Consider the following 22,882-nt stretch of genomic DNA (forward strand, 5'->3'; position numbering starts at 1 on the left):
GCCTCGATGACTTCCCAATCCCTCCCGCCGATCCCGCACGTGCTGTGGGAGACGCTGATCCCGGCCGGCACCCACTGGTCGGGCTGCCTGCGGCGCGGCCTGGCGCTGCGCATCGTCGATCTCGAAGGCGGCGCGAACCTGTCCGCCGTGTTCCATCGCCAGGAAGACCTGCTCGAACGCTACAACATGGCCGACACGCTCAAGGCGCAGCACACCGCCCATCTGACGGCCGGCCATGCGCTGCATACCGACATGGGCCGCGTGATCGCCTCGATCACGGCCGACACGCTGGGCTGGCACGATCCGCTCGGCGGGGTGGGCGACGCCGCGCTGTTCGCCGCCAAGTACGGCAGCACGCAATACCAGCAGCAGCGCAACGCGATGATCCGCAACGGCCGCGACAGCCTGGTGCTCGAACTCGCCAAGCACGGGCTCGGCCTGCGCGACCTGGCCGCCAACGTGAATTTCTTCAGCCGGCTGGCCAGCGGCGCCGACGGCGAGCTCGAGTTCGTGGCCGGTCACTCGGCGCCCGGCAGCGCCTTCGACCTGCGCTTCGAGATGAACACGCTGGCCGCCTTCTCGAGCGCCCCGCATCCGCTCGACCCGTCCTCCACCTACGCGCCCCGGCCGCTCAAGCTGATCGCCTACCGCGCCTATCCGGCCGACGGCGCGGCCGGCGCCGACGACCTCTGCCGCAACTCGCGCCCGGAGAACGGCCGCGCCTTCATCAACACCGACCGCCTGTTCGCCTGAGGAGCGCTGCCATGACGATCATCGAAAGCCGTCTCGATCCGCGCGACGCGAGCTACGACCACACGCTGCCCTCGGGCGAACCCTGGCTGCACGAACTCAAGCAGGGGCAGGTGCTGCGCATCCTCGACCTGGAAGGCAACCAGGCCGTCGACACGCTGTTCTACAGCAGCCACGATCCGGCCGAGCGCTACAGCGCGCAGGACACGATCCGCGCGCAGCGACGGATCTACCTCGGCGCCGGCAGCGTGCTGATGTCGAACCTCGGCCGCCCGCTGGCCACCATCGTGGCCGATACCTGCGGGCGCCACGACACGCTGGGCGGCGCCTGCGCGGCCGAGAGCAATACCGTGCGCTACGCGCTGGAGAAGCGCCACATGCACAACTGCCGCGACTCCTTCCTGAAGGCAATCACGCATTGCAGCTGCGGGGTCGGCACGCGCCTGTCCAAGCGCGACCTGGTGGGCAACGTCAACTTCTTCATGAACGTGCCGGTGACGCCCGAGGGCGGCCTGAGCTTCGAGGACGGCATCTCCGCGCCCGGCAAGTACGTGGAGATGCGCGCCGAGCAGGACCTCACGGTGCTGATCTCGAACTGCCCGCAGCTCAACAATCCCTGCAACGGCTACAACCCCACGCCGGTGCGGCTGACGATCTGGGAGGCGCGATGAGATTCGCCAAGGTGCTGGTCGCCAATCGCGGCGAGATCGCCTGCCGCGTGATCCGCACGCTCAGGCGGCTGGGCATCGCCTCGGTGGCGGTCTATTCCGAAGCGGACCGGCACGCGCCGCATGTCGGCCTGGCCGACCAGGCGGTCTGCATCGGCCCCGCCAGCGCCGCCGACAGCTACCTGAGGATGGAGGCGATCCTGGCCGCCGCGCGCGCGACCGGTGCGCAGGCGATCCATCCCGGCTACGGCTTCCTGTCCGAGAACCCGGCCTTCGCCGAGGCCTGCGAGGCGGCCGGGCTGCGCTTCATCGGGCCGCGCGCCGCGCAGATGCGCGCCTTCGGGCTCAAGCACAGCGCCCGCGAGATCGCGCGCGAGCAGGGCGTGCCGCTGCTGCCGGGCACCGGCTTGCTGGCCGACGCGGCGGCCGCGCTGGAAGCCGCCGGGCGGATCGGTTATCCGGTGATGCTCAAGAGCACGGCCGGCGGCGGCGGGATCGGCATGTCGCTGTGCCGCGATGCCGGGCAACTGGCCGCCGCCTTCGAGACCGTCGCGCGACTGGGCGCCGCGAACTTCGCGAACGCCGGCGTGTTCGTCGAGAAGTACGTCGAGGCCGCGCGCCATATCGAGGTGCAGATCTTCGGCGACGGGCGCGGCGAGGTGATCGCGCTCGGCGAACGCGACTGCTCGGTGCAGCGGCGCAACCAGAAGGTGATCGAGGAAACCCCGGCGCCGGGCCTCACTGACGCCGAACGCGCCGGGCTGCATGCCGGCGCGGTGCGGCTCGCGAAGGCGGTGGACTACGCCTCGGCCGGCACCGTCGAATACGTGTTCGACGCCGAGGCGCGGCGCTTCTATTTCCTGGAGGTGAATACGCGCCTGCAGGTCGAGCACTGCGTGACCGAGGAGGTGACCGGCACCGACCTGGTGGAATGGATGATCCTCGAGGCCGAGGGCGACCTGCCGCCGCTCGCCGCGCTGGCGGCCGGCGCGCCGCCGCGCGGCGTGAGCATCCAGGTGCGGCTCTACGCCGAGGATCCGAACAAGCGCTTCCAGCCCAGCGCGGGCCTGCTCACGCATGTCGAGTTCCCGGCCGGGGCGCGCGTGGAGAGCTGGGTCGAGGCCGGCACCGAGGTCAGTGCCCATTACGACCCGCTGCTGGCCAAGCTGATCGTGGCGGGCGACACGCGCGAGGCCGCGCTCGCGAAGCTGCGCGAGGCGCTGGCGAGCACCACGCTGTATGGCATCGAGACCAATCTCGACTACCTGCGCGCGATCGTCGGCTCGGACACCTTCGCGCGCGCCGCGCAGACCACCGCCTTCCTGTCGCGCTTCGTGTTCGCGCCGCATACCGTCGACGTGCTCGACGGCGGCATCCAGAGCACCGTGCAGCAGACGCCGGGCCGCACCGGCTACTGGAATATCGGCGTGCCGCCCTCGGGCCCGATGGACGACCGCTCCTTCGACCTGGCCAACCGCCTGCTCGGCAACCCCGCCGAGGCGGCCGGGCTCGAATTCACCATGGTCGGCGCGACGCTGCGCTTCAACTGCGCGGCGCTGTTCGTGCTCGGCGGCGCCGCGTTCGCGGCCACGCTCGACGGCGAGCCGGTGCCGGCCTGGCAGGTCCGGCGCGCCGCACCCGGCGCCGTGCTCAAGCTCGGCGGCGTGACGGGGCCCGGCGTGCGCGCCTGCCTGGCCGTGAAGGGCGGGCTGCAGGTGCGCGACTACCTGGGCAGCAAGGCCACCTTCACGCTGGGCCAGTTCGGCGGCCATGCGGGGCGCGCGCTGCGCAAGGGCGACGTGCTGCACCTCGATGCCGGCGCCGGGCGCGGCGAGGCCGGCGCGGTGCTGGCCGAGCGCGAGCGGCCGCAACTGACCCAGGCCTGGACGCTGGGCGTGCTCGACGGGCCGCACGGCGCGCCCGACTTCTTCACGCCCGACGATATCGCGATGCTCTACGACACGGCCTGGGTAGTGCACTACAACTCGAGCCGCACGGGCGTGCGCCTGGTCGGGCCGAAGCCGCGCTGGGCCCGCAGCGACGGCGGCGAGGCCGGCCTGCATCCCTCCAACATCCACGACAACGCCTATGCGATCGGCGCGGTCGATTTCACCGGCGACATGCCGGTGATCCTCGGCCCGGACGGCCCCAGCCTCGGCGGCTTCGTGTGCCCGGTGACGGTGGTGCGCGACGAGCTGTGGAAGCTCGGGCAGCTGCGACCCGGCGATACGGTGCGTTTCGCGCCGGCCGCGCGCGCTGCCGTTCCCGTCGCGGAAGAAACCGCTGTCGACGAGATCGATGCGCGCGCAACCAAGCCGTCTACGGCACCCGATTGCGTGCTGCTGCGCGATCCGGATGCCGGGCGCGGCATCGGCGTGGTCTACCGCCGCTCCGGCGACAGCAACGTGCTGATCGAATACGGCCCACCCGTGCTCGACCTCGAGCTGCGTTTTCGCGTGCATGCGCTGATGGGATGGCTGGAGGCGCATCCGCTGCCCGGCATCGTCGATCTCACGCCGGGGATCCGCTCGCTGCAGGTCCATGTCGATCCCGATCGGCTGCCGATCGCGCGGCTGCTCGACCACCTGCGCCGCGCCGAGCACGAGCTGCCCGACGATGCCGAGGCGCGCGTGCCGAACCGCATCGTGCACCTGCCGCTGTCCTGGGACGATCCCTCGACGCGCATCGCGATCGAGCGCTACATGCAGTCGGTGCGCCCCGACGCGCCCTGGTGCCCCAGCAATATCGAATTCATCCGCCGCATCAACGGGCTCGATTCGATCGAGGACGTCAAGCGCATCGTGTTCGACGCGCGCTATCTCGTGATGGGGCTCGGCGACGTCTACCTCGGCGCGCCGGTGGCCACGCCGCTCGATCCGCGCCACCGTCTGGTGACCACCAAGTACAACCCGGCGCGCACCTGGACGCCGGAAAACGCGGTCGGCATCGGCGGGGCCTATCTGTGCGTCTACGGCATGGAAGGGCCGGGCGGCTACCAGTTCGTCGGTCGCACCGTGCAGATGTGGAACCGCTATCGCAGCACGCGCGAGTTCGAGCCCGGCAAGCCCTGGCTGCTGCGCTTCTTCGACGAGATCCGCTTTTACGAGGTCAGCGAGGCCGAGCTGGCCGCCTTGCGCGAGGACTTCACGGCGGGCCGCGCGAGCCTGCGCATCGAGCCGTCGAGCTTCGATCTCGGCGAATACCGGCGCTTCCTGCGCGACCAGGCCGATTCGATCGCCGCCTTCAAGACGCGCCAGCAGGCCGCCTTCGATGCCGAGCGCGAGCGCTGGCGGCTGACGGGCCAGGCCGATTACGTCGACGAGACCTCGGCCGGCGGCTCGGAAGGAAGCGCGAACCCGGCGGCGGCCGACGCGCTGGACCCGGCGCGCCGCGCGGTGACGGCCGACGTCTCGGGCTCGGTCTGGAAGCTGCTGGTGGAGGTGGGCGCGACGGTGGCCGAGGGCGAGCCGATCGCGATCCTCGAATCGATGAAGATGGAGGTGACGGTGCAGGCCGCCGAGGCGGGCGTGATCGACGCGATCGATTGCGCGGTGGGCGCGCCGGTGGCGGCGGGGCAGCGCCTGATGGTGATCCGCACCGGCGAGGCGGTGAGCGCCTGAAGGCGCTGGCCGCCGTGCCCGAATCCGCTGCCCGATCAACGTACCGCGCCGCCCGGGAAGGCGGCGCGGTCAACCTGGAGAACGGAATGAACACCGTCCCCCGACGTACCGACCGCAGCAATCGCGCCCCTCGCACCGACTGGCTCTCGGTGCGTCGCGAGCTGTCCCCCCGCGCCCGCTGGACGCTGGGCCTGGGCTCCTTCCTGCTGCCGCTGCTGGTGTGGTGCGTGATCAGCTACCTGCCCTTCGTCTGGCATCCGCAGATGCTGATCACCAACCCCGGCAGCGTCGATTATTTCCAGCCCGGCATGCGCGTCGATCGCGCCGTGTTCGACGACGAACTCGCCCACGCGCGCGAGGCCCATGCCGCGCTGCCGGCCGGCACCCGCGCGAACCCGGTCTACCTGCCGGCGCCGCACGAGGTGCTGCGCGCCTTCTACACGGCCTTCACCACGCCGCCGGCCTCGCGCGAGGGCGTGTGGCTGCACCAGAGCCTCTGGCACAGCATCCAGGTGATCTTCTGGGGCTTCGTGATCTCCTCGGCGCTGGGCGTGCCGATCGGCATCCTGTGCGGCGTGTTCGGCGCGGTGGCGCGCCTGAACGAGCCCTTCCTCGAGTTCTTCCGCTACCTGCCCGCGCCGGCCTTCGGCGCGCTGATGGTGGCCGTGCTCGGCATCTACGACGCGCCGAAGATCGCCATCATCGTGATCGGCACCTTCTTCCAGCAGGTGCTGATCGTGGCCAACACCACGCGCAAGCTCGACTACGCGCTGTTCGAGGCGGCCATGACGCTGGGCGCGAAGAAGCCGGGGCTGGTCGCGCACGTGGCGATCCCCGGCATCCTGCCCGACCTCTATCGCGACCAGCGCATCCTGCTGGGCTGGGCCTGGACCTACCTGATCGTCGCGGAGCTGGTGGGCACCAGCTCGGGCATCACCTGGTACATCAGCCAGCAGGCGCGCTACCAGCATTTCGACAACGTCTACGCGGCGATCCTGATGATCGGGATCATCGGCCTGGGCACCGACATCGTGCTCGGGCTGCTGGGCCGCAAGCTGTTTCCGTGGGACCGCGCGCAGCGCGCCTGAGGCGAGCGCGTGCCTTGCCGATGAACCCGATCGACCGACCGACCCTGCCAGATGCCGAGGCGACCATGCAGAACCCCCAAGCCGTTCCGTCCTACCTGATCCAGTCCGATGCCGTGCGCGAGCGTTTCGACAAGCTCAAGGCGCGCGAGGTGATCCTCGAGGTCAAGGACCTCGGCAAGCGCTACCGCAGCCCGCAGGGCGAATGCGTTGCGCTCGACGGCATCCGCTTTCGCACGCACCGGCGCGAGTTCGTCTGCGTGATCGGGCCGTCGGGCTGCGGCAAGTCCACCCTGATCCGGATCCTGGCCGGGCTCGACACCCAGACCAGCGGCGAGGTGCTGCTCGACGGCAAGCCGGTGCACGGCCCCGGCGCGGATCGCGGCATGGTGTTCCAGGGCTATACGCTGTTTCCCTGGCTGAGCGTGAAGCGCAACGTGATGTTCGGACTGCGCATGAACGGCAGCAGCCGCGGCGAGGCCGAGCGCGAGGCGCTGCAATGGCTCGACCTGGTGGGACTGACCAAGTTCGCGGAGGTTTATCCGCACCAGCTCTCGGGCGGCATGAAGCAGCGCGTGGCGATCGCGCGGGCGCTGGCGAACCGGCCGCGCATCCTGCTGATGGACGAGCCCTTCGGCGCGCTGGATGCGCAGACGCGCGCGAAGATGCAGTCGCACCTGCTCGACATCTGGCGCAACATCGACATCACGATCCTGTTCATCACCCACGATCTGGACGAGGCGATCCTGCTGGCGGACCGGATCCTGGTGCTCAAGGCGAATCCGGGCGCGGTGCAGGAGCTGATCGAGGTGCCGGTGCCGCGCCCGCGCGGCGCGGGGCAGATGAATACGCCGGAGTTCCTCGCCACCAAGGCGCGGCTCGAGGCGCTGATCCATCCGCCCGAGCCGGCCGGCGAGGCGGCGGCCGAGGACGAGGTCCGGCCGCATCTGATCCGGCTGACCGACGTGGCCGATAACGTCGAATGAGCGTGGAATGAGCATCGAACGAGCGGTTCGAGCGCTGCTGTCGTCCCGGCAAGCCGCCGGGACGCATATCACTCGGGCGTGAGCGGTTCCGGATCCGCGAAGGATTTGCCGCGGGTTTCCGGCAGCAGCAGGGCGGAGACGATCACCAGCAAATACGCGCTTCCGGCCACCAGCCCGATGGCGTTGACGAGGGAAAGATGCCTCGACAGCATTCCCACCGCGACGGGAAACAGCGAACCCGTGCCGCGACCGAAGTTATAGCAGAAGCCCTGTCCGGAACCACGAATGGCTCCCGGGTAGAGTTCCGAAAGGTATGCGCCGATGCCTGCGAAGATCCCCTGCATGGCGATGCCCAGCGGGAAACCGAGCAAGAGCATCATGGTGTTGGTCACGGGCAGCATCGTGTATGTCATCGCCAGGGCGAACGAACCCAGCGCGAACGCGATGAACGAGGCGCGCCGCCCGATCCGGTCGGACAGCGAGGCACCGACAAGATAGCCGACGAACGAGCCCACGATCAGCACGATCAGGTAGCCCCCGGTATTGAAGACAGAGAGCTGCCGAAAGGTCTTCAGGTACGTCGGCAACCACATGGTGATCGCGAAATAGCCCCCCAGCATGCCGCTGCACAGCAGGCTGCCTAGAATCGTCCTGGGCAACTGCGCGCGACTGAAGATCCGCGCGAAATGCATGCCCGGCGGCGTCTTGCGCCGCGTCTCCAGGTAGATGTCGGGCTCGGCGACATGGCGGCGAATATAGACGATCCATAGCGCGGGAATGATGCCGACGCCGAAGCATGCGCGCCATGCCAGCGATTCCGGCAGCAGCGTAAACGATGCCCAATACACCACGGCGGCGGCGGCCCAGCCGAGCGACCAGCTGCTCTGCACCGTACCGACCGCGCGCGCCCGAAGCTCGGGAATTCGGATGGTTTCCGCCATCATGATCGTCACGACCGACCATTCCCCGCCGAAACCCAAGCCTTGTAGCGTGCGCGTGGCGAGAAGCTGCCAGAACGACTGCGCGAATCCGGAAAGACAGGTGAATACCGCGAACGTGGCGATGGTCCATTGCAGGATGAACACGCGACCGTAGCGGTCGGCGAGTATGCCAGCCAACCAGCCGCCCAGCGCGGAGGAGACGAGGGAGCCGGTCGCGATCATCCCGGCCTCGCCTTGCGACATGCCCAAGCTTGAAATCAATGTTGGAATCAGGAACGGGTAGATCATGAAGTCGAATGCGTCGACCGCATAGCCGCCGAATCCGGCATACAGCGCGCGTCGTTCCCTTAACGACAACATTTGCAACCATGCGAATGCTTTCATGACTTCTGTCCAGGTTGGTCGCGCCAATGCAACTGCGCTTGCCTCGTCGCCTGGCGCAACCCAGAACTCGAGGCAAGGCGTCTTGGGGAGGGCGTCAACTGCTCGATGAGGATCCGGACTCGGGGAAATCGATCTGACACTGCAGTATCTGATGCCTGATCCAGGCGACGAAAGCCTGGGCCGCGGCCGGGAACGGATGTGCCTTGGGACGCACCAGGAAATAGGCATGGGCCGTTGGCATGGCCGGTCCCTGCAAACGTACCAGCCGTCCTTCCCGAATCGCGTCCATGGCCAGCCATCTCCTGCCAAGCGCTACGCCCTTGCGCTCCTCGGCCGCCCGGAGCAGCTGCGAGGCGTCCTGATAGGTTGGACCTCGCGCGCTCACCGGCGTCTTGATGCCGGCACGTTTGAACCATCGCTCCCACTCGTCGTAGGGATTCAGAAGCGGATAGCGGAGCATGTCGCGGACGGAGCCGGGCAAGCTAGCGAAGCCCTCGATGCCGTCTGGCGCGGCGACGGGAAACAGCTCCTCGGTCGTCAGACGCTCCGCTTCCAGGCCGCTCCAGCTTCCCTGTCCCATCCTGATGCCGAGCGGGATATGCTTGGCCGACAGATCGAGCGTCGCCACGGTCGGGACCAATTCCACGGTGACTTCGGGATGACGCTCGTGAAAATCCGCCAGCCTTGGCAATAGCCAGCGCGTCGCGAACGACGGCACGACGGTTACCGGCAGGCGGTCTGCCGGATGCCGTGACTCCTGTTGCAACTCGCCGACCGTTTCGCTGATCCGCTCGAGCGCCTCGGACATCGCAATCAGCAGGCGCCGCCCATGACTGGTCAATACGACACGTCGCCCTATACGGGCAAAGAGTTCCACCCCCAACTCGGTTTCGAGCGCCTTGATCTGCTTGCCGACGGCGCCGTGCGTCAGAAACAACGCATCGGCGGCCTCGCGAAAGCTCTGATGCCTGGCAGCTGTTTCGAATACCTGAAGATTTCGCAAGGAAGGCAGTCTCATATCGGTCGAATCACCCGTGGTGGTCGATGGATTGACAATTCTGATGCGATAGCGACAAGGCTGTTTTTGGTCTGGCCGGCATGGATTAAAGCTTGCTGTTTCAGCGGTGATCTCATTGTCGACGAATCGACATGGATACTTAAACGCGCCACCAAGGTAGCGTATTTTTCGCTTTCCCGCCAGCATCAACGCCATTAGCATGAATTTGTGCGCGAATCAGCAGCGCTGAAAGAGAAATGCAATCTATCTCGCATATTTGAATATGCGGATTCCATAATGGCCGCATGACGAGGCGATTCGATCATGGCATTCACATCACTTCCAGGTATCCCCTGAGCCAAACCCTCGAATACGAACCGCCGACATATCGGATTTGCGCCCTTGTTTTCTGATTCGCCGTGTCCGGGGTGACTCGACATCGGCATGCAAGGCACTGACGCGGTCCACTCGTCGGCTGGCAGCTCGCCGTGCGTCCGGTCGCGCTGAACCGGCTGACATCGCGCAATCCATTCTGATCGGACGAGGTCGACCTGCGATGTCGCCTTCAAAACCGAGGCACTCAAATGAGCGAAGTCTTGAAAACGATCCATCTTTCGAATCCCCAGTCCGATGAATTGAAGTCGTTGGTTCTCAAGGTGCGCCGGGACTGTCCGGGACAAATACAAAGCCGCTATTTGGCGCGGTTGGCGGTATACGAAAATGAGTTCCCGGTTCGATTGGGCGATATTTTCTGGGATACGCCGCGGCCGCTGCTGATCACGAACCTTCCCGCCTTCTCCGACGTCGAGGATTCAAAAATCCTGGTTCTTGCGATTGGGGAGGCAATCGGGAAATGCGCCGGATATTCCGAGTACAACCAGAGTTACATCACGGACATCCGTCCGACCTCGCTATCGCACGAGTCCAGCAGTGGGCTGGAGTTGCTGACGATGCACAACGACCTCACCTTTGCGTCCGACCGTTGCCGGCCGGTGGCGCTGGCACTGGTCGCTCACACCGCCGAGGGCAAGGTTCCCAAAACCCTGCTGGCCGAGGCCACGGAAATCGCGGCTTCGCTGACGGAGCGGGAATTGGGCTTACTGCATCGCGACATCTATGAAATACGAGCCGGCGGCAAATTGCGGTGGCCCTGCGAGCAAATCAGACGGATCAGCATCCTTGACCGTGATCCGGCGGACCGACTGCGGATTCGCATGAGCTTCGACAATATTCGCCCGATTGCAGGGCTCGACGAAGACACCTCTCGCGAAGCAGAGGCCGCATTGAAGCGAGTCACGGAGCTTGCGCTGGTCGCGGGGCGAAAAAACGGCCATGTCATCCGCAAGGGCGAGGCGCTCCTGATCCCCAATGACTATGCCCTGCACGGCCGTGATCTCTTCGAAGACCAAGACTTCGATCGGCTCCTGTTCCGCTCGTACGTCATCACTCGGGACATGGCGAGACATCAGCACGGCAACACCATGATTTCGCTTCGGCTGTGACGGGGCGTCCGTGGCGGCCTCTCGCGGCCGACCCACGACGCGAGGCCGGGATCCAGGGGCATGGCGCGACTTCCTTTTCTCATCCGTTTTTCAACTGCAGAGCAAGGACGGCAATCAGCATGGACAAGATCGTTATCGTTGGCGGCGGGCATGTGGGTTTGACTCTGGCCGTGGATCTCCATCGGCGCCGCGCCGAAACGCAGTTCACCCCGCACCTCGTGTTACTGCGTGGAAGCAATCATCCGTTTTTCCACCGGAACGACTCGCACCGGATTCGCCTCGAAAACATCATATCCGGCGAACGGGAGTCCAGCGATTTTCCCGCCGAGCAGGTTCATGCGAGCGACGACCACGCTGCCGCGCTGCTGGATGGTGCCGCATTGGTGATCGTTACGGTGCCCGACATCCTGCCGCTGCGAGAACAGGTGTTCGAGTGGCTGGGTCGCAACGCCGGCGGCCTGCCCCTCAATCTCGTGTTCGTGCGGGGCGGGCAAGGCGGACTGATTTCGCTGCTGTCCCGCCATCGGTCGGACCGGAATCTGCGTCACGCCTCGATGGTGCTGGTCGAGGATAGTTTCTACGGGACGCGTTACATCCTGGACAAGATCGAATTCAAGAGAAAGAAGAAAACCAACGTCGCCCTGGCGGGCAATCGTTCCGAGGAGGCGCTGGCCCTGCTCAGACGAGCGTTCACCGGGCCGACGGTCGGAGCGGATTGGCACCGCTTCGACGTGGTTCGCGCTCTCGATCTGCAGTTCGATCCATTGGGGTACATCATTCATCTCGGTGTCGCGCTGGACGATCGCAACCTGGAAAAGACCGAACAGGGGCTGCAGTACCTGCACTACGGCGAAGGCGTGCACGCCGGCAACGCGCAAAGGCTGGGCGAACTCGACCAGGAGAGGGTGGCATTGGCGGGCCAGTATGGCGCCAGGACCCGGCTGTTCACCTCGATGCTCGAGGAGCAATACGGCCTGAAGGCACGACAGAGTTTCCTCGAAACGATGCAGGATACCAAGTCGATCTATCGTTCCCGGTCGGCGGAATCGATCGTCGATCTCAAGGAGGGGCGCGTGTTGCAGGAAGATATCCCGGCACTGCTCACGATCGAATGGCTGGCGAGCAAAGCCGATATCGACTTGCCGGCGACGCGCAGACATGCGGCGGACATCGTCCGGAAAGTGCGGGCCTTGAACCTGGACATCGAGTCCTTCAGCGGCTACAGACACCAGCTCGACAGGCTCGACTTCTCCAAACGCGAGCTTGTCGAGCTGTTGACGGCCTGAGCGGATATTCAACTGGAGGCGCGCATGTCACTGGAAAATGCCTATCTCGGGGATCGAGCCGAATCCCATGAACCTGCCCCTGAAGCCGATGGCGCCTTTTTCAGGCAGCATGGGTTCTGTGCGATCAGGAACCTGATTTCAAGCGAGATGATCGAGCACCTGAAGCGCGTGATTGCGGGCACGGCAAACGGCACCACTTTCGATACGATCAAGAAGAACACCTACAATACCGCTATCGACGACCCCGCCATCAACGGCTTGCTCGGTCAGCGCGCCTTTGCCGCCCTGATCGGATCGCTCGGGTATCGCGACAGCGTGTTTACCGACGGCGTCATCTTCGAGACGGATGCGGAGCTGGGGGGCTTCGACTGGCACCTCGACATCACCAGTTTCAAATATATCTTTCCGAGGGATCGAGCCTTCTCCATCTGGATCACCCTGGATCCGATCGATCCTGACGTCCAGGATGGCGGACTGACGCTGCTGTCCACGTCGTCGTTTTCCGGCAGCGAGTTCTTCAATCTCCAGGCCACCGTCACCCGCTCGTTGGTCGAGGGGCGCTACAAGATTCCCGCCTTGTACAAAACGCTGCTCGGCCCCAAGTACCGGAATGACGAGCAAAAGAAATTCAAGAAGCTCTTTCCGTATATACAGAGCAAGTTCCCGCATTTGTTCAGCGATTCCATCTATATCTCGGGATTCGCGAGAAACCTGTTCGACAGCGAAGGCCTATCCTTCTCGCTCGCGCCTGGCGATGCCATCCTCTTCGACAAAAATGTGTTCCACCGCAGCAATGCATTGCTGCCGGGGTCGATGGCGACCCGCCGGGCATTTGTGTTGCGCTTCATTGAGGCGGATGCGCGATTCGCTGCAACCAACGCCTCCAAGGCCGGTGGCGACGACGCGCGTCTGGTGGAGCGGATGACGCGAGGGCTCAGCGAAGGCGAGCGTTTCGATCTGACCGGTGCGACCGTCATCAACGTACCTGAACCAGCGGAGAAAACAGCATGAGCGGTGAGGCAATCATCAAAAGGCGCGGCCAGCGATATGTCGATGTTGCGAGCGGCAAGACCATCGATGCCGACTACCCTGATGACGAAGACGCGCGGCGTGGATGTCTGGCGCAGAAATACGGGCTGGTTCGAAACGAGTCGTTCGAGATCGAGGTCGATGTCGTGAACGACGCGATTCAGAGTACCGAGGATGCCTATCTGCGTTTGCATCTGCTGTCGGCCGGTGTGATGAAGCCCAACAGCATGCGGCTCGACGGTCTCTTCGAAAAGCTACCCATCGTGGCATGGACCACGTCGGGGCCGGTGTTCCCGCAGTGGGTCGCTAAACTGCGCAGCCTGGTGGCGGCCGAATACCATTACCTGATCGTGTTGTCGGTGGACAAGTTCCCTCGCATGGTGGACTACGTCATCCCGATGGGGGTGCGCATCGGCGACGCCGATCGCGTTCGCCTCGGCGCGCATCTGGCCGAAGGCACCACCGTGATGCACGAGGGTTTCGTCAATTTCAATGCCGGCACGCTCGGCAAATCGATGATCGAGGGACGGGTGACGCCGGGCGTGACGGTCGGCGAGGGCAGCGATGTGGGCGCGGGCTCGTCGATCATGGGCACCCTTTCCGGCGGCGGGAAGCGAACCAATGCCATCGGCCGCGGCTCGCTGCTGGGCGCGAACGCCGGTATCGGCATCTCCCTGGGAGATAACTGCATCGTGGAGGCCGGACTGTACGTCACGGCCGGCACGAAGGTGCGGCTGCCTGACGGCACGGTTGACTATGCGCGCAATCTGTCCGGCCGCGATGCCTTGCTGTTCAGGCGCAACAGCCAGACCGGCGTGGTGGAGGCGCTTCCGACCGGCAAGGGCGGATGGGGAGGGATCAATGATGTCCTCCATACCAACGACGAATGAATCGTCGCCGGCACCGGTCTGTCCGCCGCGCCTGGCATTGATCACTGGCGCGAGCGGCGGGGTGGGGCGTAGCTGCGCCAAGGCGCTCGCCGATATCGGTTATACGACGATCGTGGTGGGTCGCGACCCGGACAGGCTTGCCGCGCTTGTCGGCGAGATCGAGGCCACGCCGCGCGCCATGCCCTGCATCGCGCTGGCGGCCGACCTGAAGGACCGCGAGGCGATTCGAGGCCTGCTGGCTCGAATCACGACCGTGGGGGTGCCGGAAGTCTTCATCTCCGCCGCGGGCATGACCAGTACCAGCACCGATCGCTTCACCGATGCGGAACTGGACGAGGCGATGGCATTGAACGCATTGGCGCCGATCCAGCTGGCGCGCGGCATCATCGCCCTGATGGAAAGCGCGAACCGAGGCTACATCATCAATATTGCCTCGCGAGCCGGCCTGGTGGGCTTCTCGGACAAAGGCATCTATGGTGCGTCGAAAGCGGCGGCCATCCGATTTTTCGATGCGGTCTACGCCAGGTATCTCGATTCGGGCCTGCGCGTGACGTCCATTTGCCCTGGCTGGATCAACACGCCGATGGCGACGGCGGGCGGTTGCGAAAAAAAGCCGGAAGACTTGCTGCAGCCGCAGGACATATCGTCTCTGATTGCCTGGCTCGTGTCATCGAACCCGCGGGTGAGAATACGTGAATTGACCATCGAGGCGGGCGGCAGCGCGACGTTCCAGTAGTTCGGTATTCTCGACAAAGATGCAAGCTTGGCGGCTGGCCGTGTTCGTGCCATACGCTCGCCGCGCTCAACCCGGAGATCTCGAAGAAAATGGCCCATTGCCTCGTCATCGACTCCAACTTCGCCGGCATCCGCTTGCTCGGTCGATTATTGAAACGCGGCCACCGCATCACTTTCCTGCGCTCCGACGATGATTTCTTTCACACCGATGCGCAGGCGCGGGACATCCTGGCCGCGCTCGACAGGATTGCGGATACGGGCGGCAGCCACGATCCGAGGGAGATTGCGCGAATCGTCGAGTGCATCCATGAGCGGGATCCGGTGGAGGCGATCTTCTGTGTCTTCGAAAGATCGATCGAGGCCGCCGCCCTTGCCGCTGCTTCGATCGGCGTGCCGTTCGCGCCGATCGAAGCGGTGCATGTCGCGCGTCACAAGAACGAGACACGCGCGGCCTTGGAGCGGGCCGGCCTGGCGACGGCACGTTGCCGGGGGGTGGGGAGTCTCGAGGCGATGCTGGAGCAGGCCGCGACCACGCCACGCCCGTTCGTCATCAAGCCGATCAGCGGCGTGTTCAGCAGCCTGGTTCGCGTCGTCGATTCGCAAGACGATCTCGCGTCGATCGCGGACGACATGAGGAGTGAATGGCTGGGCTTGCCGGCATCGCTGCGTGGATACATCGAGCGCGGCTTCATGATCGAGGACTACCTGTCAGGGACGCTGGTTTCCGTGGAAATCGGACGTCGGCGGGACGAATACTACGAATTCATGATCTCGGGCCGGATTCAGGCGGCCGACAACGAAGCCATCGAGTTGGGCAGTTTCCTTCCCGCTGGTGTATCGGCGCTCGAACGACAGTCCTGCTTCGCCTATGCTCGGCGCGTACTCGAGGCCATCGGCCTTGATCTCGGGATCTTTCATCTGGAGATGATGGTCACGCCCGCCGGTCCCGTCCTGGTCGAGGCGAACGCGCGTCTGATGGGCGGCATGCTGCCGTTTCTCTACGATTCCCTGAGCGGTACATTCATTCACGACATGCTGATCGACCTGGTGCTCGGCAACCCCGTCGCCGTGCCGGAAATCGATCCGGCGCGCTCCGTCAGTTCGTTCGCGCTGAAGACGATCGAAGGCGGCGTCGTGTCGCCCGATTTCAGCACCGCGTTGCCGGCCCCGCTGAGCGACGCGCTGGCGCGTTGCGATTGCTATGTCGTGCCGGGGCAGGCCATTGCCGCACCAATGGTGCTCGCGCGCTTGCAGGCAGCGGCGGACGATGGCCGTCGCGCGGAAGCGATCGTCGTGGAGATGTCCCGCCATTTCGCCGGATCGATCGGCATCGAGACGCTGGACGCCGCTCCCGTGACCCGATCGGCCCCCGGTACCTGACCACACCGGCGACGGTGCAGCAAGACGAGCCCAGCCGTCTTCCTTGAGGTGAGCGGCGGGGCCGACCAATGTGTCAAGCGATTCGCGCCGGAATTCGATGGACCGGATCGCCCTGCATGGCATACCGGCTCGCGCCACGTTTCGGACTTTCATCGAATGCAATGAACAGACTCGTCAATGTCTATCTGGCATCGGCCGTCGGCATGCTCGCACAGGCCATTGTGTTGTTGGCGCTGTCGCCCGCGCTTTTCATCAAGTATCGGTCTGCAACGCTTGCGTCGGTCGCCTTCGCGACCGTCTGGCTTCCAGCCTTGCTGACGATTCCGTGTTCACGGTGGATCCTGTCGAGATTCGCACTTCGACAGCTATATGTCTTTTGCGAGTTGGCAGCGGCCGGCGTCCTGGGGATCGCTGCGGCGTTATTCGATTCCCATACCGCGCTTTCGCTGAGCCTGTTGTTCGTGCGTGGTTTTTTCGGAGCGCTTTCGAACACCGCGGCGACGCTGTATATCAAGTGCGTGGCCGAGCCCGGCGCGGTGCGCAGGGAAATCAGTGCGGTCGAGGCAAGCAGGCTGGCCGGTTCGATGGTTTCCGCCGTGCTCGGCTTGCTGATCTTGGATCGCATCGATTTCCCTGTCATCAGCTTGTTGGCGGCGTGCACATCCGCGACTGGCGCCTGCCTTGCCCTGACTTGGCGGCCCGGCGTCAGGGTGGAGGGATTTCAATCGCCGTCGTCAGGCGGGAGGGGCAGCAACGGGTACCGGTTGCTCGCGCCGAGCCTGCCCTTGTTGTTTCTCCTGCTGAGCACCGCGCCCCTGCAGGCCTATCATCACGCGGCCCGCACGCCGCTCGCTGTCGACTACCTCCATCTCGGTGTCAACGGCGTTGCGATCGTGGTGCTGGTGAATACCGTTTCCGTGACGGTGGGGGCATGGTTCACCTCATTCGCGATGCCGGTTCTGAAGAAATACGACCAACGTGCCTACGTGACGCTCGACGTCATTTCTGCGGCCCTGATGATGGCGACGCCGCTCGTGCGTGATCCCGCGGCATGCCTTCTGATCTACGGCGCCTATCTGTTCGTGTTTCAGGTCTGCTACACGGCGGTCAGCAGCCTGATGATCGCCGATGCCCATGCCTCGGCGGCCAGCACGCTTGTTCCGGTGAGGACCGGCAGCATGCAGGCGGCCCTCCTGCTGTGCGTGCCGGTACTCGGCTTCGTCGCGGAGCGAGGCGGATTGGAGTCCGCCTCGGCTGTGGCCGCTCTGGCTTCGGTCGGTCTCGCCGCCGCGGTCGTGCTGGTCCGCCCCAAGTCGCCGTCGGATCAGGCTGCCTTGTGTCGCCAACGCAAGTGATCGGCGCGTCGCGGGCCGCTGCCTGCGCCACCCGTGACGGGCAACCGATCTCTCTCCATGCCCCAGCCTTGGCAAGGCGATGTCCGCGGTTTCATGTCCGAGCGGCGATCGACGCTCAGCGCGCTGGCTGCGCCACCGCCACCGCCTTGGTGTAGTCGGCGGCCGGGCCCGAGGGCGGCGCCAGCGACGCATCGCTGGCCCAGTCGGTCGGCGTCGACGACAGCGTGTAGCGCAGCGTGCCGCCGTCGGCGATCGCCGCGATCGGCAGCCACGAGCCCTGGTAGGTCTTGCCGTTCAGCTCCACCGACTTGATGTAGGGCTTGTTGTTGACCAGCGCCTCGTCGTCGGCCTCGATGCGCAGCTTCTTGCGGCCGTCGTCGAGCCAGACCGTCATGCCCTTGAACTGCGGCGTGGACATCGCCAGCCCCGGCGCCGACGGCACCACCGGGTAGAGGCCCAGGCTCGCCCACAGATAGAAGCCCGAGGTCGCGCCGAGGTCGTCGTTGCCGGGCAGCCCGCCGGGCGTGTTGAAGAAGGTCTTGTTCATCACCAGCGGGATCACGAACTGCGTGAGCTGCGGCTTGCCGGTCCAGTTGTAGGCCCAGGGCGTCTGCAGCGAGGGCTCGTTGCCGATGTAGAGCGTGGTGCCGTCCTGGCCGCTGTTGAGCGTGGCGGCGCTCGGCAGCGGGCCGTTGAACGGGTCGCTCAGGCTCAGGCCGAACAAGGTGTTCAGGCGGTCGATGGCGGCCTGCTTGCCGCCCAGGCGATTGATCAGCTCCGTGTAGTCGTGGCCGATGGTCCAGGTGTAGTTGGGTTCGGTCGATTCGTGGAAGCCGCCGTTATCCAGGCCGCTGTAGACCCAGTTGCCGCTGGCGTCCTTCGGCACCAGTCCCCTGGTTTCGCCGCCGTTGTAGTTCTGGCTCGGCGGGATGCTGGCATTGAAGATGTTGGTCCAGTTGCGCGCGCGGCCATGCAGGGTGGTCACGCTGCTGGCGTCCTCGGCGCGGCCCAGCGCGGCCAGGAAGTTGGCGACCGATTCGTCGGTGGCGGTCAGCTCCAGCGTCATCGAGCCGGCGTGATGGCTGGCCGCCGCGTTGGTCGAGACGTAGCCGTTCTTCTGGTAGAAGCTGCCGATGCTGCTCACGCCCACCGTGTCGTCCACCGCCGCCATGTTGTTGCAGGCGCCCTCGACGAAGGCGCTGCCGGGCCCGCCGGTGCCGAAGGCCGATTGCAGCATGTAGCCGCGCGCCGTGCCGATATCGAAACCGCGCGCGCCGAAGGCGTAGGCGGCCGCGATCACGTTGGGCGCGTGGTCGCCTTCCATCGGCTTGGTGTCGTCCGAGCCGTCCACCCAGTGCGGGAAGGCCCCGCATTGCTTCGCGTCGGCCACCAGCGACTGCATCATGTCGCTGGTTTCAGCGGGGAACAGCAGCGCCTGCAACTGCGTTTCCGAGCGATAGGTGTCCCACAGCGAGAAGCCCGAATAATGCGTGCGATAGGCGTTCGGATTGCCCGGCACCGGATATTGCGCGACGTTGGCCACGTCGCGCGCCGGCGCCGTGTTGCCCGGCGCGTTGAGATTGGCCTGGCGCATGCTGCGGTATTCGCCGTTCACGTCGCTGTAGACGGTCGGCCCGGCCATGGTGTGATAGAGCGCCGTGTAGAACTGCGTGACGTAGTTGCGCGCCGCGCTCGCCTTGCTGCCCAGCGCATCGATCGCGCCGCCTTGCGCGAGATCGAGCTGGATGGTGTTGAGCCGGTGGTTCCAGACGGCATCCTGGTCGGACCTGACCGTGTCGAAGGACCAGCCCGGGTTTTCCGTCTGCAGGTTCAGCTTGGCGTTCGCGACGCTGACCGAGGAGATGCCGATCTTCACCTGCACCACCGTCGCGCTGCCCGGCTTCGCCGCGAAGCCGGCGGTGGTCACGCCGTTGGCGGTGGTGGTGGTCCTGGCGTCGAGCGGCGCATCGAAGGCCATGTAGAAATACACGGGCTTGTACCAGGTGCCGCCGCAGAACGCGCCCACCACGGTCTGGCCCGAGACGGTATTGGCCTGCGTGTCCGCCGCGATGCTGACGAGCGAGGTCGAGACGCCGGACTTCATGCCGTTGCTGAGCCGTGCGTTGACCACCAGCTTGGGCGTGGTGCCGGCCGGGAAGGTGAGGCGCGCCATGCCGGTGCGCGTGGTGGCGGTGAATTCGTTGACGATGCCGTTGCCGGTCTTGACGCGGTAGTAGCCGGGCGAGGCGCTTTCGTCGCTGTGCGAGAAGTTCAGCGTGCCGCCGCCCGGGATCATCGCCACCGCGCCCTGGCCGCGACAGCCGGGGCCGTTCAGGTGCGTGAGGCTGAAGAAGTTGATGGTCTTGTCCTGGTAGTAGTAGCCGCCCGAGCCGTTGCCCCAGGGTTGTCCGCTGCCCGGCGTGTCGGGGCCGAAGCTGACCATGCCGAACGGTGTCTGCGCGGCCGGGTTCAGGTTGCCGGGATAGAGGCCGCCAGCATCGGGCGCGCCGGTGCCGATGAAGACGTTGACGAATTTCGTCAGGCCCGAGATGTCGGTGCGCGCGACCTGCTGCGCGCCGTTGCCGGCCGGCGTGGTGGCGCCGGCTTCGCCGGACGGGCCGCCGATGCTGGTCGGCCGGCTCTGGCTGGCCACCGAGGCGGGTGAGGAATCGAGGTCGCCGTTGCAGCCGGCGAGCAGGGCGATGCCTATCGCCGCCGCGAGTGTCAGGGTCTTGCGCATGCTTTGCCTCCAGGTGTTATCGATTCTTGTGCGTGTCGAGGCGCGATGCGACGCGTGACGCTCGCGCTCTTTGGAATCACGTGGAGTGTGCCTCGGGAGCGGCTTTAGCGGCTAATTGGAAAATTCCCTGATTTTTTCGAAATTTAGGTAAACAAAACGGCTGTTTATAAAATCTCGATCGATGCGGTGGATAAGCTGTAATTCTGACCCGCGATTGAATTGGAAATGGAAATAATTTCGCTGCCGCTTGCTGGGAAAGGCTTCCTGCAGTCGACCCCGTCGCGATCATGATGCGATGCAATATCCCGGTTTTCGGAATCGACGGGAAATGCCGCTTCGTGCCGGTCGAAATTAATTTCCGGAAATACGGTGGAAATTGCCTGGGGAAATTGAATCGTAAATGGAAAGGGGCGGCATTGAACGATGCCGCATTGATGAGCGAGGGGAGTCAGTGGCCGGGCCCGGGCGGGCCCGGCGCGATCAGAACGACACGGTGGTGGTCAGCGTGACGAGGCGCGGCTCGCCCACGGCGATGATCAGGTTGCTGTTGCTCGACGGGTAGTAGACCTTGTTGAACAGGTTGTTGACGTTGAGCTGGACCTTGGTCGGGAACTTGCCGATCTTGGTCTCGTAGGCGGCGAACGCATCCACCAGTGCATAACCGGGCAGCGTGAAGCTGTTGGCGGTATCGCCCGCGCGGCGGCCGACGAAGTGCGCGCCGGCGCCGAAGCGCCATTGGCCCGGCAGCGAGGCGATGCTGGTGTCGTAGACCGCGAACAGGCTGCCGGTATGGCGCGCCGCGTTGACCAGCGGCACGTTGGCCTGGCGGTCGATCGCGTCGGTGTAGGCGTAGCTGCCGATCACGCTCCAGTGACGCGTGATCTGGCCGGCCACGTCGAGCTCGACACCGCGCGAGCGCGCCGCGCCGATCGTCTGCGAGACGCCGTTGACGGTCACCGCCACGTTGCGCTTGTCGATCTGGTAGAGCGCCAGCGTGCCCGTCACGCTGTGGTTCAGCTCGAACTTCAGGCCCGTCTCCACCGAGCGGCCGGTGGTGGGCGGCAGCGGCGCGAGGCCGTCCACCGAGGAGTTCGGCACGAAGGAGCGGCTGGTGTTCACATAGGCCGACAGGCCCGGCGTGATCGCGTAGACCAGGCCCAGCGTGGGCAGCCAGACATGGCCGTGCGAATCGTCGGCCACCACGAAGGGGCGGCCCTGGCCCGCGAACTGCTGCCAGTTCTCCAGGCGGATCCCGGCCACCGCGGTGAGCCGCTCGCTCAGGTGCACGTTGTCCTGCGCCATGAACGAGTAGGTGTGGATCTTCGACAGGTTGTCGCTCTGCGAGGCGCTCGGCACCACGCCCGGCGGCAGCAGGCCATAGACCGGATCGAAGATCGTGAAGCCCTTGGTGGCGGTCCCGCGGATCGTGTCGCCGCGGAATTCGCGGCGACGTTCGTACTCCGTACCGAAGTAGAGATCGTTGCGGATGCCGCCCAGCGTCAGGTTGCCGAGCAGGCCGATCGAGGCGATCTGGTTCGAATCGTTGCGGCCGAGGTTGGCATCGGCGGTGCGCGAGACCGCGCCGGTGGCGCTGTTGAAGGCGGTGGCGCGCGTGATGTACTGGCCGTAGCGATCGCGGCCCCAGCTGTAGGCGGCGCGCACGCGCCAGTTGTCGCTGAGCTGGTGCTCGACCTTGGCCTGGAACATCTCCTGGATGCCGCTGCTCTGCGCCCAGGCTTCCTCGTAGCGGCGCGAGGCCAGCGCATCGTCGAGCTGGCCGTTGACCAGCACCGTGCCGCGATCGAAGGGCGTGGTGTAGTCGGCGTACTGGTAGCGGATCTCGATCGAGGTGCGCGCGTCGTGCCAGGACAGCGCCGGCGCGATCAGCGAGTCGCGTTCGCGGCCGAAGGTGCGCCAGTACTGGCTGGTGTTGTCCTCGCCGGTCAGGCGGAAGGCCAGCGTGCCGCCCGCCACCTGGCCCACGCCGCCGATCGGGCCGGTCAGGTCGAAGCTGCCGCCGGCGCCGCCGTGGTTGGTCTTCGAGGCCGAGATCGAGCCGCTGTATTCGTCCTCCGGCTTGCGCGTGATCAGGTTGATCACGCCGCCCGGCTCCTGCACGCCGTACAGCAGCGAGGTCGGCCCCTTCAGCACCTCGACGCGGTCGATCGCGGCCAGGTAGTTGTGCAGCACCGGCGAGCGCATGCCGTCCACCAGGATCGAGCCGTCGTCGTTGTTGCCGAAGCCGCGCTTGATGAAGGCGTCGCGCGTGCCGCCCAGCGTATTGGTCTGCACGATGCCGCTGACGTTGGAGAGCACGTCGTCGAGCGAGCGCGCGTGCTGGTCCTCGATCACCGTGCTGCTGACCACCGCCACCGCCTGCGGCACCTTCATCACCGACTGGTTCGGGAAGCCGGTGACCGAGGTGGTGCGCGGCTGGTAGCCGACGGTCGGCTCGGCGGCGGCCGCGCCGCGCACGCTGACGGTCGGCAGCGTGTGGGCCGCCGCGGCTTCGGTGGCCGGCGCGGCGCCGCTCG

Annotated in this window: 16 protein-coding genes; 12 read left to right on the forward strand and 4 right to left on the reverse strand. The window is 65.6% G+C overall.

The genetic code is table 11. From position 1 onward, the window contains the following. Positions 1 to 6 precede the first annotated feature (6 nt). From F3J10_RS18490 to F3J10_RS18510, 5 genes are all read left to right on the forward strand, one after another. Positions 7 to 753: an urea amidolyase associated protein UAAP1 gene (locus F3J10_RS18490; RefSeq protein ID WP_167242698.1), complete on the forward strand. Its 747-nt coding sequence runs from the start codon at positions 7 to 9 to the stop codon at positions 751 to 753. A gap of 11 nt (positions 754 to 764) precedes the next feature. Next, entirely contained in the window at positions 765 to 1,421 is a 657-nt protein-coding gene (locus tag F3J10_RS18495; RefSeq protein WP_013691315.1) for an urea amidolyase associated protein UAAP2, read from the forward strand. Beyond that, a complete protein-coding gene (gene uca / locus F3J10_RS18500; protein ID WP_167242699.1) occupies positions 1,418 to 5,038 on the forward strand; it encodes an urea carboxylase in 3,621 nt (1,206 codons plus the stop codon). Before F3J10_RS18495 ends, uca begins: the two co-directional genes overlap by 4 nt. Before the next feature lie 86 nt (positions 5,039 to 5,124). After that, positions 5,125 to 6,126, forward strand: a complete 1,002-nt coding sequence (locus tag F3J10_RS18505; protein ID WP_051598324.1) for an ABC transporter permease — start codon at positions 5,125 to 5,127, stop codon at positions 6,124 to 6,126. Positions 6,127 to 6,191: 65 nt separating this feature from the next. Then, positions 6,192 to 7,109 carry an ABC transporter ATP-binding protein gene (locus tag F3J10_RS18510; RefSeq protein WP_025099959.1) on the forward strand — a complete coding sequence of 306 codons (918 nt, stop codon included), beginning with the start codon at positions 6,192 to 6,194 and terminating at the stop codon, positions 7,107 to 7,109. A 68-nt stretch (positions 7,110 to 7,177) separates the two neighbouring features. Here the strand turns inward: F3J10_RS18510 and F3J10_RS18515 are convergent, their stop codons facing one another. Beyond that, positions 7,178 to 8,434 carry an MFS transporter gene (locus F3J10_RS18515; RefSeq protein WP_167242700.1) on the reverse strand — a complete coding sequence of 419 codons (1,257 nt, stop codon included), beginning with the start codon at positions 8,432 to 8,434 and terminating at the stop codon, positions 7,178 to 7,180. Between the two features lie 94 nt (positions 8,435 to 8,528). After that, positions 8,529 to 9,647: a LysR substrate-binding domain-containing protein gene (locus F3J10_RS18520; RefSeq protein ID WP_167242701.1), complete on the reverse strand. Its 1,119-nt coding sequence runs from the start codon at positions 9,645 to 9,647 to the stop codon at positions 8,529 to 8,531. A 368-nt stretch (positions 9,648 to 10,015) separates the two neighbouring features. On the opposite strand from F3J10_RS18520, the gene F3J10_RS18525 reads away from it, so the two are divergent. The 7 genes from F3J10_RS18525 to F3J10_RS18555 all read left to right on the forward strand — a co-directional run bounded on the left by F3J10_RS18525 (position 10,016) and on the right by F3J10_RS18555 (position 17,608). Next, positions 10,016 to 10,933, forward strand: a complete 918-nt coding sequence (locus F3J10_RS18525) for a TauD/TfdA family dioxygenase (RefSeq protein WP_167242702.1) — start codon at positions 10,016 to 10,018, stop codon at positions 10,931 to 10,933. 119 nt (positions 10,934 to 11,052) lie between these two features. Next, on the forward strand, positions 11,053 to 12,219 hold the full coding sequence (locus tag F3J10_RS18530) for an NAD/NADP octopine/nopaline dehydrogenase family protein (protein ID WP_167242703.1): 1,167 nt from the start codon (positions 11,053 to 11,055) through the stop codon (positions 12,217 to 12,219). Positions 12,220 to 12,243: 24 nt separating this feature from the next. Further along, the gene (locus F3J10_RS18535; RefSeq protein ID WP_167242704.1) at positions 12,244 to 13,230 is read left to right on the forward strand and encodes a phytanoyl-CoA dioxygenase family protein; all 987 of its coding nucleotides are present in this window, start codon (positions 12,244 to 12,246) and stop codon (positions 13,228 to 13,230) included. Beyond that, positions 13,227 to 14,138 carry a DapH/DapD/GlmU-related protein gene (locus F3J10_RS18540; protein WP_167242705.1) on the forward strand — a complete coding sequence of 304 codons (912 nt, stop codon included), beginning with the start codon at positions 13,227 to 13,229 and terminating at the stop codon, positions 14,136 to 14,138. The genes F3J10_RS18535 and F3J10_RS18540 overlap by 4 nt, the downstream gene beginning before the upstream one ends. Continuing rightward, positions 14,110 to 14,874, forward strand: a complete 765-nt coding sequence (locus F3J10_RS18545; protein WP_167242706.1) for an SDR family oxidoreductase — start codon at positions 14,110 to 14,112, stop codon at positions 14,872 to 14,874. The genes F3J10_RS18540 and F3J10_RS18545 overlap by 29 nt, the downstream gene beginning before the upstream one ends. Before the next feature lie 89 nt (positions 14,875 to 14,963). Next, on the forward strand, positions 14,964 to 16,253 hold the full coding sequence (locus F3J10_RS18550) for an ATP-grasp domain-containing protein (protein ID WP_167242707.1): 1,290 nt from the start codon (positions 14,964 to 14,966) through the stop codon (positions 16,251 to 16,253). 116 nt (positions 16,254 to 16,369) lie between these two features. Then, positions 16,370 to 17,608 (forward strand): MFS transporter, encoded by a 1,239-nt coding sequence (locus tag F3J10_RS18555; protein ID WP_167242708.1) that lies wholly within the window; start codon positions 16,370 to 16,372, stop codon positions 17,606 to 17,608. A gap of 115 nt (positions 17,609 to 17,723) precedes the next feature. Here the strand turns inward: F3J10_RS18555 and F3J10_RS18560 are convergent, their stop codons facing one another. After that, positions 17,724 to 20,348, reverse strand: a complete 2,625-nt coding sequence (locus F3J10_RS18560; protein ID WP_167242709.1) for a GH92 family glycosyl hydrolase — start codon at positions 20,346 to 20,348, stop codon at positions 17,724 to 17,726. A 480-nt stretch (positions 20,349 to 20,828) separates the two neighbouring features. Then, on the reverse strand, positions 20,829 to 22,882 hold a 2,054-nt coding region (locus tag F3J10_RS18565), incomplete at its 5' end, for a TonB-dependent siderophore receptor (RefSeq protein WP_167242710.1).

Source organism: Burkholderia sp. Cy-637 (assembly GCF_011753175.1).
Lineage (GTDB): Bacteria > Pseudomonadota > Gammaproteobacteria > Burkholderiales > Burkholderiaceae > Burkholderia > Burkholderia gladioli.

Coding starts and splice junctions, on each gene's coding strand:
- F3J10_RS18495 (WP_013691315.1), top strand. CDS start 765: ATGACGATCATCGAAAGCCGTCTCGATCCGCGCGACGCGAGCTACGAC.
- F3J10_RS18535 (WP_167242704.1), top strand. CDS start 12,244: ATGTCACTGGAAAATGCCTATCTCGGGGATCGAGCCGAATCCCATGAA.
- F3J10_RS18515 (WP_167242700.1), bottom strand. CDS start 8,434: ATGAAAGCATTCGCATGGTTGCAAATGTTGTCGTTAAGGGAACGACGC.
- F3J10_RS18555 (WP_167242708.1), top strand. CDS start 16,370: ATGGCATACCGGCTCGCGCCACGTTTCGGACTTTCATCGAATGCAATG.
- F3J10_RS18530 (WP_167242703.1), top strand. CDS start 11,053: ATGGACAAGATCGTTATCGTTGGCGGCGGGCATGTGGGTTTGACTCTG.
- F3J10_RS18560 (WP_167242709.1), bottom strand. CDS start 20,348: ATGCGCAAGACCCTGACACTCGCGGCGGCGATAGGCATCGCCCTGCTC.
- F3J10_RS18525 (WP_167242702.1), top strand. CDS start 10,016: ATGAGCGAAGTCTTGAAAACGATCCATCTTTCGAATCCCCAGTCCGAT.
- F3J10_RS18550 (WP_167242707.1), top strand. CDS start 14,964: ATGGCCCATTGCCTCGTCATCGACTCCAACTTCGCCGGCATCCGCTTG.
- F3J10_RS18540 (WP_167242705.1), top strand. CDS start 13,227: ATGAGCGGTGAGGCAATCATCAAAAGGCGCGGCCAGCGATATGTCGAT.
- uca (WP_167242699.1), top strand. CDS start 1,418: ATGAGATTCGCCAAGGTGCTGGTCGCCAATCGCGGCGAGATCGCCTGC.
- F3J10_RS18520 (WP_167242701.1), bottom strand. CDS start 9,647: ATGGCGTTGATGCTGGCGGGAAAGCGAAAAATACGCTACCTTGGTGGC.
- F3J10_RS18545 (WP_167242706.1), top strand. CDS start 14,110: ATGATGTCCTCCATACCAACGACGAATGAATCGTCGCCGGCACCGGTC.
- F3J10_RS18505 (WP_051598324.1), top strand. CDS start 5,125: ATGAACACCGTCCCCCGACGTACCGACCGCAGCAATCGCGCCCCTCGC.
- F3J10_RS18510 (WP_025099959.1), top strand. CDS start 6,192: ATGCAGAACCCCCAAGCCGTTCCGTCCTACCTGATCCAGTCCGATGCC.
- F3J10_RS18490 (WP_167242698.1), top strand. CDS start 7: ATGACTTCCCAATCCCTCCCGCCGATCCCGCACGTGCTGTGGGAGACG.